General features: G+C 73.2%; 10 protein-coding genes. All 10 read right to left on the bottom strand.

Annotated features, from left to right (window positions below; translation table 11 throughout):
* Window positions 1-176: 176 nt before the first annotated feature.
* The 10 genes from ACMXN5_RS08740 to rsmH all read right to left on the bottom strand — a co-directional run bounded on the left by ACMXN5_RS08740 (window position 177) and on the right by rsmH (window position 13,904).
* On the bottom strand, window positions 177-1,004 hold the full coding sequence (locus ACMXN5_RS08740) for a cell division protein FtsQ/DivIB (protein WP_439674763.1): 828 nt from the start codon (window positions 1,002-1,004) through the stop codon (window positions 177-179).
* A gap of 21 nt (window positions 1,005-1,025) precedes the next feature.
* Window positions 1,026-2,120, bottom strand: a complete 1,095-nt coding sequence (gene murG / locus ACMXN5_RS08745) for an undecaprenyldiphospho-muramoylpentapeptide beta-N-acetylglucosaminyltransferase (protein WP_439677975.1) — start codon at window positions 2,118-2,120, stop codon at window positions 1,026-1,028.
* A 5-nt stretch (window positions 2,121-2,125) separates the two neighbouring features.
* Window positions 2,126-3,445 carry a putative lipid II flippase FtsW gene (gene ftsW, locus ACMXN5_RS08750; RefSeq protein WP_439674764.1) on the bottom strand — a complete coding sequence of 440 codons (1,320 nt, stop codon included), beginning with the start codon at window positions 3,443-3,445 and terminating at the stop codon, window positions 2,126-2,128.
* Between the two features lie 9 nt (window positions 3,446-3,454).
* Entirely contained in the window at window positions 3,455-4,939 is a 1,485-nt protein-coding gene (murD, locus tag ACMXN5_RS08755) for a UDP-N-acetylmuramoyl-L-alanine--D-glutamate ligase (protein WP_380012827.1), read from the bottom strand.
* 20 nt (window positions 4,940-4,959) lie between these two features.
* Window positions 4,960-6,018, bottom strand: a complete 1,059-nt coding sequence (mraY, locus tag ACMXN5_RS08760) for a phospho-N-acetylmuramoyl-pentapeptide-transferase (RefSeq protein WP_078977595.1) — start codon at window positions 6,016-6,018, stop codon at window positions 4,960-4,962.
* Window positions 6,015-7,436: a UDP-N-acetylmuramoyl-tripeptide--D-alanyl-D-alanine ligase gene (locus ACMXN5_RS08765; protein ID WP_439674765.1), complete on the bottom strand. Its 1,422-nt coding sequence runs from the start codon at window positions 7,434-7,436 to the stop codon at window positions 6,015-6,017. Before ACMXN5_RS08765 ends, mraY begins: the two co-directional genes overlap by 4 nt.
* Window positions 7,433-9,106, bottom strand: coding sequence for a UDP-N-acetylmuramoyl-L-alanyl-D-glutamate--2,6-diaminopimelate ligase (locus ACMXN5_RS08770; protein WP_439674766.1), 1,674 nt, complete (start codon window positions 9,104-9,106; stop codon window positions 7,433-7,435). The genes ACMXN5_RS08765 and ACMXN5_RS08770 overlap by 4 nt, the downstream gene beginning before the upstream one ends.
* 48 nt (window positions 9,107-9,154) lie before the next feature.
* A complete protein-coding gene (locus ACMXN5_RS08775) occupies window positions 9,155-10,918 on the bottom strand; it encodes a peptidoglycan D,D-transpeptidase FtsI family protein (protein WP_395789025.1) in 1,764 nt (587 codons plus the stop codon).
* Window positions 10,919-12,322: 1,404 nt separating this feature from the next.
* A complete protein-coding gene (locus ACMXN5_RS08780; protein WP_439674767.1) occupies window positions 12,323-12,925 on the bottom strand; it encodes a hypothetical protein in 603 nt (200 codons plus the stop codon).
* Between the two features lie 25 nt (window positions 12,926-12,950).
* Window positions 12,951-13,904, bottom strand: a complete 954-nt coding sequence (gene rsmH / locus ACMXN5_RS08785) for a 16S rRNA (cytosine(1402)-N(4))-methyltransferase RsmH (protein WP_439674768.1) — start codon at window positions 13,902-13,904, stop codon at window positions 12,951-12,953.
* Window positions 13,905-14,027 lie beyond the last annotated feature (123 nt).

The raw sequence follows: 14,027 nt of genomic DNA on the forward strand, positions 1-14,027 counted from the left end.
CTCAGGTATAGAGTCAGCCCCGTTCGCATCGAACGCCGCCGATCCGAACAGTGCGGATAACTGCTTTGTCAACCTGGGGCTAGGCCGACACTAGGTCCCCATCGGACGCGGTTCAACGAACACGCCGAACCTGTCCCTATTGTTTTATCGCAGTGGCCGAGTGCTTCCGTCCCCGGTCACGGCGTGCTCGGGGTCGAAACCGCCGCGCCGGACGCCCCCGGAGCCAACGACTGCGCGGGCGCCGGCGGCGCGAGCGAGGGAAACGGTTGGGTTCGGGTCACCGGCGCGTCGGGCGCGCTGACGTCGTAGAACTTCGCCGGCCGTGTCAACAGCACCGCGAGCACGAGCGCCTTGCGATCCGACGCCTCCGGCCCGCCCCACGACACGGTCTCGCCCTTGTCCAGCACCAGCACGATGTCGTCGCGCGTCCGGGCGGTGATGTCCCGTACCCGCTGGGCGATCGGCGGCGGCAGCGCCGAAACCACCTGGACCACCCCCCGTAGCGTTTCCCGACTCACCGTGTTGGCGTCGACCTTGACGATCGGCACCCCGGCGGGCGCGGCGTCCACCGTACCGAACCGTACGCCGTCCTTGTCGATCTCCGCGTAGCGGTCCGCGTCCGGCACCACCAGGGCGGTGGTGCGTTCGCGGACCGTGATCCGCACCGTGTGCGGCCAGTCGCGTTCCACGTGGACCGAGGCCACGCGCGGGATCGCGGCCACCCGGGCCCGGATCGCGTCGAGGTCGATCCCGGCCAGCGGCTCGCCGACCGGCACCGCGGCGACCTTGGCGACCTGGTCCCTGGGCAGCACGACCGGCCCGCCGACAGACACCGTCCGGGCGTCCAACAGCGGCGAGTGGTAGACGATCCCCCACCCGGCACCCGCGAGCACCACGAGCACCACCAGGACGAGGAGCGGGCGCAGATTGGTCCAGCGCCGCCGCGGCGCTGGACGGCCGGGCCTGGCCGGGCGCGCCGGCGCGCGCTCCTTCGTGTCGGGCAAGGACGCTCCTCGGGCCGGCGGCTACTGGGGCAACCGCGCGGCGGCGATCGCCTCGTGGACCATCCGGACCAGTTCCTCGTCGGCGTCGCGCCGACCGAACTCGGCCGCGGCCTTGCCCATGTCGTGCAGGCGACGCGCGTCGGTGAGCACCGGCAGCACCGAGGAGCGGATCCAGTCGGGGGTCAGGTCGGCGTCGTCCACCAGCAGACCGCCGCCCGCCTTGACCACCGGCTGGGCGTTCAGCCGCTGCTCGCCGTTGCCGATGGGCAGCGGTACGTAGGCCGCGGGCAGCCCGACCGCGGCCAGCTCGGCGCAGGTCATCGCGCCGGCCCGGCACAGCACCATGTCGGCCGCCGCGTAGGCCAGGTCCATCCGGTCGAGGTAGGGCACCACGACGTAGGCCGGTCCACCGGGCGGCGAGTCGATCTTCAGCTCGTTGTTGGGGCCGGCCGCGTGCAGCACCTGGACCCCCTCGGCGAGCAGTTGCCGGGCGGTCGCGGCCAGCGTCTCGTTCAGCCGCCGGGCGCCCTGCGAGCCGCCGAACACGAGCAGCGTGGGCCGCATCGGGTCCAGGCCGAACGTCGCCCTGGCCTCGTCGCGCAGCGCGTTGCGGTCCAGGGTGGCGATCGCGCGCCGCAGCGGGATGCCGATGTAGCGGGCCCCGCGCAGCTTGCTGTCCGGCGTGCTCACCGCGACGAATCGGGTGTAGCGGGCACCGATCTTGTTGGCCAGGCCCGGACGGGCGTTGGCCTCGTGCACCACGGTCGGCACACCCTGGCGTTTGGCCGCCAGGTAGCCCGGCAGCGCGACGTAGCCGCCGAAGCCGACCAGGCAGGACGCCTGGGTGCGCTCCAGCACGGCCGCGGCCTCGCGGATCGTGCCGCGCAGCCGGCCGGGCACGGTCATCAGCTCGGGCGTGGGCTTGCGCGGCAACGGCACGGCCGGGATCAACGCCAGTTCGTAGCCGCGAGCGGGAACGAGCTTGGTCTCCAGGCCCTTGGCCGTGCCGAGCGCCGTGATACCCACGTTCGGGTTCTGGCGGCGCAGCGCGTCCGCCAAGGCCAGAGCGGGCTCGATGTGCCCGGCGGTTCCTCCGCCGGCAAGGACGACATGCACCTGATTCACCCATCCCTGCGCGGCAGGATCCGCGCGAACGCTCGACGAACCGCCCCGGGCCCGCGTGCGGCGAGCGCCGCCTCGGCCTTTGGTTCACCTCGGGCGAAGGACAACAGCATGCCCACGGCGAACATGGTCGGAAGCAGGGCGGAACCTCCGTAGGACACCAATGGCAACGGCACTCCGGCGATCGGCAGCAGGCCGAGCACCGCCCCGACGTTGATCATGACCTGGGCCATGATCCACGCGGTCGCGCCACCCGCGGCGAGCCGTACGAACTGGTCTTTCGTCCGACTCGCGACGCGGATACCTGCATAGCCTAGGGCCGCGAAGAGGGTGAGTACGGACAGCGTCCCCACGAGACCCAATTCCTCGCCGATGACGGCGAAGATGAAGTCTGTGTGCGCCTCGGGCAAAGTGCCCCATTTGCCATAGCTGGTCCCGATTCCACTGCCGAACCAACCGCCGGTGGCCAGCGAATAGATGCCCTGGGCGGCCTGCAACGTGCTGCCGTCGGGGTCGGAGAACGGGTCGAGGAATCCCGCGAACCGGGCGGCCCGGTGCGGCTTGAGCACGATCAGCACGGTGGTCAGCACGCTCACCACGGCGATCGCCATGGCGAACAACCGGCCCGGGGCACCCGCGATCCACAGCAGCGCCAGGACCAGCACGGTGATGATCATCGCGGTGCCCATGTCGCCGCCGAGCAGCACCAGGAACAGGATGATCAGCGCGCCGGGCAGCAGCGGGACGAACATGTGCCGCCACTGGCCCAGCAACCGGCGCTTGCGGGTGAGTACGTCGGCCCCCCACAACACCAGGCCCAGCTTGGCGAACTCCGAGGGCTGGATCTGGAACGAGCCGAAGCCGATCCAGTTGCGGTTGCCGTTGACCTCGATGCCCAGACCGGGCACCAGGACCAGACACAGCGCGCCCACGCAGCCGAGCAGGAACGGATAGGCCAACCGGCGGTACCAGCGCAGCGGCAGACGTGACGCGATCCACATCAGCGGGAAGCCCATCGCGACCGCGATCAACTGCTTGGTGAAGATCTCGTCGAAGGAGCCGTAGATCGTGCGCGAGGTGATCTGCGACGCGGACAGCACCATCACCAGGCCGAGCACGGTGAGCAGCAGGCCGGAGCCGAGCAGCAGGTAGTAGGCGGTCAGCGGGCTGTCCATGGCCCGGCGCAACTCCCGCCGCACCGGTCCGATCCGGCGCGCCCCGGCGGCCGGACGCGGCGCGGGCAGCCGCGAGTCGCCCCGCGGCCGCCGCTCGTCGGCGGGCGCGGGGTGTGCCTCGCGGGTCTGCGGACCGGCGGCCATCGCGCCCGGTCAGCCCGCCGCCGGCCCGAGCCCGCGGACCGCGTCGGCGAACGCGTCGCCGCGCTTGCCGTAGTTTGCGTACATGTCCATCGAGGCGCACGCGGGCGCGAGCAGCACGGTGTCCCCCGGACGCGCCAGCGCCGCCGCCTCGCCCACGACCAGTTCCATGGCCCCAGTGTCGGTCGCGGCCACCTCCACCACGGGGACATCGGGGGCGTGTCGCGCGAGCGCGTCCCGGATCACCGCGCGGTCGGCGCCCATCAGCACCACCGCGCGCAGCCGGCTCTTCGCGCCGGAGACCAGGTCGTCGAAGGACGCGCCCTTGGCCAGGCCGCCGGCGATCCACACGATGTCCCGGTAGGCGGCCAGCGATGCCGCCGCGGCGTGTCCGTTGGTGGCCTTGGAGTCGTCCACGTAGTCGACGCCGGCCACGGTGGCCACATGCGCGATGCGGTGCGCGTCGGGCCGGAACGCGCGCAGCCCGTCGCGCACCGCCACGGGCGGCACGCCGTAGGCGCGCGCCAGTGCGGCGGCGGCCAGCGCGTTGGCCACGTTGTGCGGCGCGGGCGGGTTCACGTCGCCCACGGTGGCCAGCTCCGCCGCGGTGCTGTGCCGGTCGGCCACGAACGCGCGATCGGCCAGCAGGTCGTCGACCACCCCGAAGTTCGACAGCCCCGGCGGCCCGAGCCCGAAGCCCACCGCGCGGCAGCCCTCCTCGACCTCGGCCTCGTGCACGAGCTGTTCGGTCTGCGGGTCGGCCAGGTTGTACACGCAGGCGATCTGGCACCCGCCGTAGATCCGGCCCTTGTCCGCCGCGTACGCCTCCGGCGAGCCGTGCCAGTCCAGGTGGTCCGGCGCGATGTTGAGCACCGCGGCGGCCAGCATCCGCGGCGCGCCCGCGTCGTCCTTGGGACTTTCCTCCCAGGTCGGCAGCCAGTGCAGCTGGAAGCTGGACAGTTCGAGGGCGAGCACGTCGTACGCCGGTTCGCCGTCCGCGTCGCGGGCGAGCACCGCGTCCACCACGGGCGTGCCGACGTTGCCCGCGGCGGCGACCCGCTTGCCGGACGCCTCCAGGATCGAGGCGAGCATCCGCACGGTCGTGGTCTTGCCGTTGGTGCCGGTGATCGCCAGCCACGGCGCGGGGTCCACGCGCGGCCGCAACCGCCACGCCAACTCCACGTCGCCCCACACCGGTACGCCGGCCGCACGCGCGGCGGCGAACAGCGGCTTGGTGGGCGGCAGTCCGGGCGAGGTGATCAGCACGTCGGTGTTCTCGGGCAGCGTCTCGTCGTCGCCCAGCCGCACGTCGACGCCGAGCGCGCCCAACTCCTCGGCGCGGCGCCGCGCGTTGTCGTCGGCGCTGCCGTCGATCGCCACGACCCGGGCGCCGAGGCCGTGCAGCGCCCGCGCCGCGGACGCGCCGGTGACCCCGGTGCCCGCGACGCAGAACGACAGCTCGGCCCACGGCGCACCGTGATGGGTGAAGGTGCTCAGGTCTTTCGTACTCACGTCTCTTACGTTCCCGTAACCCAGCCCGCGTAGAAGATGCCGATCCCGAGAATGGCGCACAGGCCGGCGATGATCCAGAACCGAACCACGATGAGTACTTCGGTCCACCCCTTGAGTTCGAAATGGTGCTGGAGCGGCGCCATTTTGAACACCCGTTTGCCGGTCATCTTGAAGTAGCCCACCTGGATGATCACCGACAGCGAGATGATCAGGAACAGGCCGCCGATGAGCGCGGACAACAACTCGGTGCGGGTCAGGATGGCCAGCCCGGCGAGCGCGCCGCCCAGGGCGAGCGAACCGGTGTCGCCCATGAAGATCTTGGCCGGCGAGGTGTTCCACCACAGGAAGCCGAAACACGAGCCCATCATCGCCGCGGACACGATCGCCAGGTCGAGCGGATCGCGCACGTCGTAGCAGCCCACGCCGGGCGCGTTCAGGCACGACTGGCCGTACTGCCAGACCCCGATGAAGGTGTACGCGCCGAAGACGATCACCGAGGCGCCGGTCGCCAGACCGTCCAGACCGTCGGTGAGGTTCACGCCGTTGGAGTGGCCGGCGATCAGGATGTAGGCCCAGATCACGAAGAACACCGGCGTCAGGTCGAGCGCGGTGTCCTGCACGAAGGACAGGTGTGTGGACGCGGGGGTGAACCCGCGCGCGTCCTTGAACTGGATCGCGAGCAGCGCGAACGAGATGCCCACGAACGACTGTCCGGCCAGTTTGGCCTTGGCCCGCAGACCCAGGCTGCGCTGCTTGACGATCTTGATGAAGTCGTCGACGAAGCCGACCAGGCCCAGGCCCGCCATCAGGTACAGCACCAACAGCGCGGACGCGCTCGGCGTCTCCAGGGTGATCGCCTTGGCGGCGCCGTAGCCGATGAGCGCGGCCAGGATGATCACCGCGCCGCCCATGGTGGGCGTACCGCGCTTGCTGTGGTGTCCGGCCGGACCGTCGTCCCGGATCAGCTGGCCGTAGCCGCGCTTGACCAGGATCCGGATCGCGAGCGGCGTACCGATCAGCGACAACACCAGGGCGATGCCGCCGGCGATGAGGATGGCCCTCACCCGTGCACCTCCGCGTTGCTCACGTCGTCCCCGGCGGCGTCCGCCAACAGCGCGTCCGCGAGCCGTTCCAGGGCGACCCCTCGGGACGCCTTCACCAGTACGACGTCGCCCGGGGCCAGTTCGCCCCGGAGTAGTTCGACGGCCGCCTCTACGTCGGGCACCAGCACCGACTCCTCACCCCACGAACCCTCGTTCTTCGCGCCCATGTCGATCCAGGCGGCCTCCCTGCCGCCCACGGCCACCAGTCGGTGGATGTTCAGGCGTACCGCGAGTCGCCCGATCGCGTCGTGCTCGGTCAGCGACTCCTCGCCCAACTCCCGCATGGCGCCCAGCACGGCGAACGTACGATTGCCGCCCGCCATCGCGACCAGGGCCTTGAGTGCGGCCCGCATCGACTCGGGGTTGGCGTTGTACGCGTCGTTCACGACGGTCACCCCGTCGTCCCTGCGGGTGACTTCCATCCGCCAGCGGGAGATCGTACCTGCCGCGCCGAGGGCGGCCGCGATGTCCTCGACGGTCATGCCCACTTCGCGTGCCACGGCGGCACACGCGAGTGCGTTCGCCACGTGGTGCTCACCGTACAGGCGCAAGATCACCGGCGCACTGCCCTCCGGCACGCGCAGCGTGAACGAGGCCCGTCCCTGTTCGTCGAGTGTCACGTTCTCGGCCCGTACGTCCGCCTCGGCGCTCTCGCCGAAGGTGACCACTCGGGCCTTGGTGCGCGCGGCCATCGCGCGCACGTACGGGTCGTCCCGGTTGAGCACGGCCACGCCGTCGGCGGGCAGCGCCTCGACCAGTTCGCCCTTCGCCTTGGCGATGCCCTCGCGCCCGCCGAACTCGCCCATGTGCGCGGAGCCGACGTTGAGCACCAGGCCGATCCGGGGCGGGGCGATGGTGCACAGGTAGGCGATGTCGCCGACGTGGCGCGCGCCCATCTCGGCGACCAGGTAGCGGGTTTCCTCGGTCACCCCCAGGACGGTCATCGGCAGGCCGATGTCGGTGTTGAAGTTGCCGCTCGGGGCGATCGTCGGGCCCCGGCGGGCGAGCACCTGGCCGAGCAGGTCCTTGGTGCTCGTCTTGCCGGAGGAGCCGGTCAGCGCGATCACCGCGGTCTCGGGACGCCGGTCGAGGATCGTCCGGGAGAGTCGGCCGAGCGCGCGGACCACGTCGTCGACGAGGATCGCCGGGGTGCCGGTCTCGCGGTCGGCGAGGACCGCGACCGCGCCGGCCTCGATCGCGGCGCGCGCGTAGTCGTGCCCGTCCACGTGCTCGCCGCGTACGGCCACGAACAGCGTGCCGGGGCCGGCCTTGCGGGAGTCCACGACCATCCCTGCGGTGATGTGCGCGTGCGGATCCGCGCCGCCCGCCGGCCGCCCTCCGAGAGCGGTGGCGATCTCGGCAAGAGTGGTGGAAATCACTGGTTCGTCTCCTCGGCACGCGAGGTGCCGGTCGCCGGGACGCCTGGGTTCGGGGTCTCGGACGTCGGGGTGTGCGTTGATGGTGCGGGAGCCACGATCCTCGCATCGGTGGACTGCTTGGGGGACGCGGGGCCGGCGTGCATGGTTCTGGCCAACGCCGCGCGCAGCTCGACGCGGTCGTCGAAGGGGTGTTTGATCCCGTTCGCGAACTCCTGGCCCTGCTCGTGTCCCTTGCCCGCGATCACCACGGTGTCGCCCGGCGCGGCCCGGTCCACCGCGAGCGCGATCGCCGCGACCCGATCCGGCTCGACCAGCACGGCGCCCGGCGAGGCGTCGGCCGCGCCGATCCCGGCGAGCATCTCGGCCAGGATCGTGTTCGGGTCCTCCGAGCGCGGGTTGTCGCTGGTGAGCACGACCGCGTCGGCGAACCGGGCGGCGGCCGCGGCCATCAGCGGGCGCTTGGCCCGGTCCCGGTCCCCGCCCGCGCCGAGCACGATGGTCAGCGTGCCGGAGGTCACCGGGCGCAGCGCGCGCAGCAGCGTCTCGACCGCGTCCGGGGTGTGCGCGAAGTCGACCACGGCCTCGAACGGTTGGCCGACGTCGACCCGCTCCATCCGCCCGGGCACGCCCGGCGTGCGGCCCACGCCCTCGACGGCGTCGTCGAGCGAGACGCCGCCGGCGGTCAGCGCGACGATCGCGAGCAGCGCGTTGGACACGTTGAACGGGCCGGCCAGGCACACCCGCGCCTCGGCCTTGTGTCCGTCGGGCCCGACCACGGTGAAGCGGCTGCCCTCGGGGCCGAGTTCGACGTTCTCGGCCCGCCAGTCGGCATCCGGGTCGCCCGTCGCGGACACGGTCAGCACCGGCACGCTCGCCAGCTTCGCGAGCCGGCGGCCGTACGCGTCGTCCACATCGATCACGCCCAGTCGCGAGCGGCGCGGCGTGAACAGGTCGGCCTTGGTCAGGAAGTAGTCCTCCATCGACGGATGGAAGTCCAGGTGGTCCTGGGACAGGTTGGTGAACAGCGCCACGTCGTAGACGGTGCCGTCGACCCGGCCGAGCGCGAGCGCGTGGCTGGAGACCTCCATCACCGCGTCGGTGACACCGCTCTCCAGCATCGACGCGAGCAGCGCCTGCACGTCGGTGGCCTCCGGCGTGGTGCGCACGCTGGGGACCACCTCCTCGCCGATCCGGGTCTCGACGGTGCCGATCATCCCGGTGACGCCGCCGCCCGCGCGCAGCCCGCCGTCGAGCAGGTAGGCGGTGGTGGTCTTGCCGTTGGTGCCGGTGACGCCGTACATGGTCAGGTGCTCGGCGGGCCGCCCGTACACCCAAGCCGCGATCTCACCCAGTCGGCCGCGCGGATCGGCCACCACGAGGGTGGGCAGGCCGCTGTCGGCCGCCAGGGCCGCGCCGGCCGGGTCGGTGAGCAGCGCCGCCGCGCCCGCCTTCGCGGCCTGTGCGGCGAACGCGGCGCCGTGTACGTGCTCGCCCTGCAACCCCGCGTACAGATCGCCCGGGCGCACGGCCCGCGAGTCGTGGGTGACGCCGGTCAGCGTCGCCTCCGGATCACTCGGGCCCCCGGTGAGCGGGACGGCGAGAAACCCGGCCAGGCCGGTCAGCGGTTGAGGGCGCACCTCGGCAGGGCGGCGCAGATCACGGTTGGGCACGGCGGGCAGGCTACCGCGCTTTGGCCCCTCGCCTGGTGCCGGCACCGATCACCACTCGATCGGGAGATCGAGCGGCGCGGTGCCGCTCGGGGCGATCCGACGGCTCTGCAGGGCGAACGTCATCACCTGCTGGAACACCGGCGCGCACAGGCTGCCGCCACCGCCGTCGATGCCCGGCGCCTGGAGCGTCACCGACACCACGACCTGCGGGTTGTCCGCCGGGGCGAAGCCGATGAAGGACGTGGTGTAGCCGTTGTAGTGGCCGGTCTTGGGGTCGAACCGGTTGGCGGTGCCGGTCTTGCCCGCGACGCGATAGCCGGGGATGCGACCGTTCTTGCCGGTGCCGCCGTCGTCGGCGACCACGGTCTCCAGCATGTCGCTCACCTGGCGGGCGGTCTCCGGGCTGACCACGACGGTGGACTTGGGCGCGGCGGCGGGCTTGAACTTCCCGTCCGCGTCGGTGCTGCCCTTGACCAGGCTCGGCTCGATCCGCACGCCGCCGTTCGCGATGGTCTGGAACACCGAGGTGGCCTGGACCGAGTTGACCGACAGGCCTTGGCCGAACGGGATCGTGTACTGCTGTGACCCGCTCCACTTCTGCGGCGGGGCCAGGATGCCCGGCGTCTCGCCCGGGAACTTCAGCCCCGACGGTTGCCCGACGCCGAACCGGGTCAGGTACTCGTGCAGCTTGGCGTTGGCCTCGGCGCGACCCGGCCCCAGCTGTTCGGAGGCCAGGATGGTGCCGATGTTGCTGGACTTGGCCAGGACGCCGGCCAGGGTGAGCTGCTGGGTCGGGTGGTCGTGCTCGTCCTTGAACAGTTGGTCGGCGCGGGCGAGCCGGTTGGGCACGGTCACGTGGGTGCCCGGGGTGGCCCGGCCCTCCTGGATCACCGCGGCCATGGTCATCACCTTGCCGGTGCTGCCCGGCTCGTACGCCTCCTCCACCGCCCGGTTGCCCAGGTTGTGCACGTCGTTCGGGCCGATGTGGTTGGGGTCGTAGCCGGGTGCGGTGGCCATTGCCAGGATCTGGCCGCTGCGCACGTCCTGGACCACCACGGTGCCGGACTCCGACTTGGTCTCGGCGACCTTCGCGCCGATCAGCTGCTCGGCGTACCACTGGAGGTCGCGCGAGACGGTCAGCTGCACGTCGGAGCCGGCCACGGCCCGGGTGCCGGTGAGGTCGGAGGTGGGCACTCGGCGGCCGTAGACCATCTCCTGCGTGGTGCGGCCGTCCTTGCCCGCGAGTCGGCCGTCGAGGGTCATCTCCAGGCCGCCGCCGCCGTGGCCGGTGGCGTTGACGAAGCCGACCAGGTTCGCGCCGACGGGGCCGGCCGGGTAGATCCGCTTGCTGTGCTTGGTCGAGTAGATGCCGACCAGGTCGTCGCGGCGCATCCTGCCGAGGTCCTTCTGCGCCTGGCGGATGGTGTTCCACACGGCGGGGTCCACCTGCGGGGCGAGCACGACGTAGCGGGACTTGGGGGTGCGCAGTTTGGCCTCGATGGCCACCGGGTCGCCGGCCACGAGCGGGGCCAGCGCCAGGGCGGTTGCGTGCGGGTCGTACTTCTGAACCTGGGTGGGGTCGGCGGTGACGTCGTAGGCGTCCACCGACTTGGCCAGGCTCACCCCGGAGGCGTCGGTGAGCGAGCCGCGCTCGGCGGGCACGGTGACGGTCTGGGTGCGCTTGGCGGCGGCCTGCGCGGCGTACGCGGGCGCGTCCAGGGCCTGGAGTTGGAGCAGCCGGCCGGCGAACAGGGTCAGCACCACGCCGAGCGCGATCAGCCCGATCCGCAGCCGCTTGCGCGGGTCGCCCATCCGGGCGGGGCGTACGGGCCGGCGCGGGGCGCGCGGACGGGCGGGCCGGGCGGCACTCGGCCGCGCCCGCCCCCAAGCCCCGGCCCGCTCGGCCCGGGCAGCCTCGCGAACCCGCCGCCCGGCACCGTCACCGGAGGCCGCGCGAGGCGGCCGCGATCGCTCCCCCGAGCCGTCCACCGGCCGGGGTCGTCGGGCGGCCGAACGCTCGTCCCGCGTGGCGGCGGCATCCCCGGCCCGCCGCACGGGCCGGGGCCCGCTCTCCGCTCCACCACGCTCCCGCGCCCGCGACGCCCGAAGCCGCCCACGATCCTCCCCGGACCGGGCCCGGGAGGACGCACCGTCCACGCGCGGCCGGCCCGACGAGGCACCCTCGGCCCGTGGGACCGCGTTCTCGCCGCGCCCCGAACCCCGACGCGCGGCCCCGTCCTCGCGCCGCGAACGCCCGGACTCCGCCCGGGAGGACACGCCATCGCCCCGCGACCGACCCGAATCGCGCCGGGAAGCGCCGTCCTCGGCCCGAGCACGCTCCGCCCCTCGACGCGCGGCCCCGTCCGCGTCCCGCACCCGCCCGGACCCCGCCCGGGGTGCGCCATCGCCCCGCGAACGCCCCGAACCGGCCCCGGAGGACCCGCCGTCCGCCCGCGACCGACCCGAGCCGTCCCGGGGGGACACGCCGGGCGCCCGCGAACGGCCGAAACCGTCCCGGGCGGCGGCATCCTCGGTCCGAGAACGGCCCGCGCCCGCGCCGGAGCCGCCGTCACCGGCGCGCGAACGGCCCGAGCGGGGCGCGTCGGGGCTCGCCGGTCGCCCGGTGCGCCGCGCGGGCGGATCGGTCTCGTCGCCCGGTCGGCGCGGTCGCCCGGCCCGGCCGCCGGGTTCCGCCCGTTCCCCGTCGCGCGCACCCGCACCACGCGCCGCGGCCGGGTCGCCCTGACCGCGCGGGCGCGGCCGGCGCGCGTCCGGCGCACCCGTGCGGTCGGCCGCCGGCCGGGGTCGGCGCGCCGAGGACCCGGCCGGGTCGGCGCCGGCGTCACGACGGCCCCTTCCGGCGGAACGCGGCTCGTCGGGATCACGCGGATCACGGGGGTCACGGCGTCCGTCGGTCAACGCGGGGTCCCTTCAAGCCGAATGCGGCAGCAAGCCGAATGTGACAACAAGTCGAACGCGACAGCGGGTCGAACGCGACAGCGCACCGCACCCGGCGGCACATTCGTACAACGAGCGGACGCACGCGCGGCGCCGGGCGAAACCCCACCCGCCCCCACCCGACCACATCGACCCGCCCGTTGCCCCGACCCGACACGTCGAACCGCGCCGCCCTCTCACGGCGCACGGCACCCCAAGGCCCCGGCCCGCCCGTGGACCGCGCACCCGGGCGGGCGACACGACCGGCGGAGCCTCGCGTCAACGGGCCGCTTCCGGCGCGGCGGGAGTCGCCGGGGCCGCCGGAGTCTCGGCGACAGGCGCGGCGGAGGTCGCCGGCGTCTCGGCGGCGGGCGCCGCAGGCGCTGCCGGAGTCGCCGACGCCGGAGCCCCGGCCGGGTCGGCCCCGGCCTGGGCCGCCACCGGCGCGCCCGGCCCCCCACCGGCGGGCGGGGCAGCCGTGGCACCGGCCGGCGTCGCCGGGGCCTCCGGAACCAACGGCGGCTTGGACGTGGCGGGCTTGGGCACCCCGAGCACCCGCCCGGTCGCGGGGTCGATGAAGACCGGACTGCCGCCCGGAACCAGCCCCAGCTCCTGGGCCCGCCGGGCGAGTTCGCCGGGCGCGGCCCTGGCATCCAGCTCGCGCTGCAACGCCTCGCGGTCGTCGGTGAGCTGATCCTGGCGCTTTTGCAACCGGCCCACCTCGAACGAGCCCTGATTGAGCGCGGTGTTCAGCAGCAACAGGGACAACAGGCCGCCGCCGAGCAGCGCGACCACGAGCACCACGAACGGCGTGCGCGTGGTCCCCTTCGCCCGGCGCGCGGCCAGGCGGATCCGGGTCATCGTCTTCGCCGCGCCGCTCATCGGCTCCCCCGTCCGCCGCCTCGATTCACCGGTCTTCCCGCACCCGTTCCGCGGCCCGCAACCGCACCGATGCCGCGCGCGGGTTCTCCTCGTTCTCCCGCTCGCTCGCCTTCTCCGAACCGCGCGTGAGCAGCTTGAACCGCGGCTGCAACTCCTCCGGCACCACCGGCAGATCCGGCGGCGCCTTGCTCTCCGCGCCCGCCGCGAACACCCGCTTGGTCATCCTGTCCTCCAGCGAGTGGTAGGACATCACCACGATCCGCCCGTGCAGCGCGAGCGCCCGCACGGCGGCGGGCAACGCCCGCTCCAGCACCGCGAGTTCCCCGTTGACCTCGATCCGCAGGGCCTGGAAGGTGCGCTTGGCGGGATTGCCGCCGGTACGCCGCGTCGCGGCCGGGATCGCGGTGCGCACCACGTCGACCAGCCGCGCGCTCGTGGTGAACGGCTCCTTCTCCCGCTCGCGCACGATCGCGTCGGCCACCCTGCGGGCGAACCGCTCCTCGCCGAAGTCGCGCAGGATCCGGGCCAACTCCGCTGCGGTGTAGCCGTTCAGGATGTCGGCCGCGGTGATGCCCACGGTCGGGTCCATCCGCATGTCGAGCGGCGCGTCCTGCGCGTAGGCGAAGCCGCGATCGGCCCGGTCCAGTTGCAGCGAGGACACGCCGAGGTCGAACAGGATGCCGTTGATCCGCTCGATCCCGAGCCGCTCCAGCACCTCGGGCAGTTCGTCGTACACCGCGTGCACCAGCGTCGCCCGCTCGCCGAACCCCGCGAGCCGGGCCCCGGAGCGCTCCAGCGCCTCGGGGTCACGGTCGAGGCCGATCAGCCGCACCTCGGGGAAGGCGGTGAGCAGGGCCTCGCTGTGTCCGCCCATGCCCAGCGTCGCGTCCACCACGATCGCTCCGGGTGCGCGCAACGCGGGGGCCAACAGGTCGACACACCGCTCCAACAGGACCGGAATGTGGGCGGGTGCCGTCACGGCCCCTCCACCATCGTCGCGTTCACTCCGGGCCCTTCGTCGTGCGGAAACCCGCAGTCTAGGCCCTGCCCGTGCAACCCTTCTCGCATGCCGTGAACCGTGCCGCCAGGTCCCCGCCCGCTC

The organism is Embleya australiensis, assembly GCF_051903075.1.
Taxonomy (GTDB): Bacteria; Actinomycetota; Actinomycetes; order Streptomycetales; family Streptomycetaceae; genus Embleya.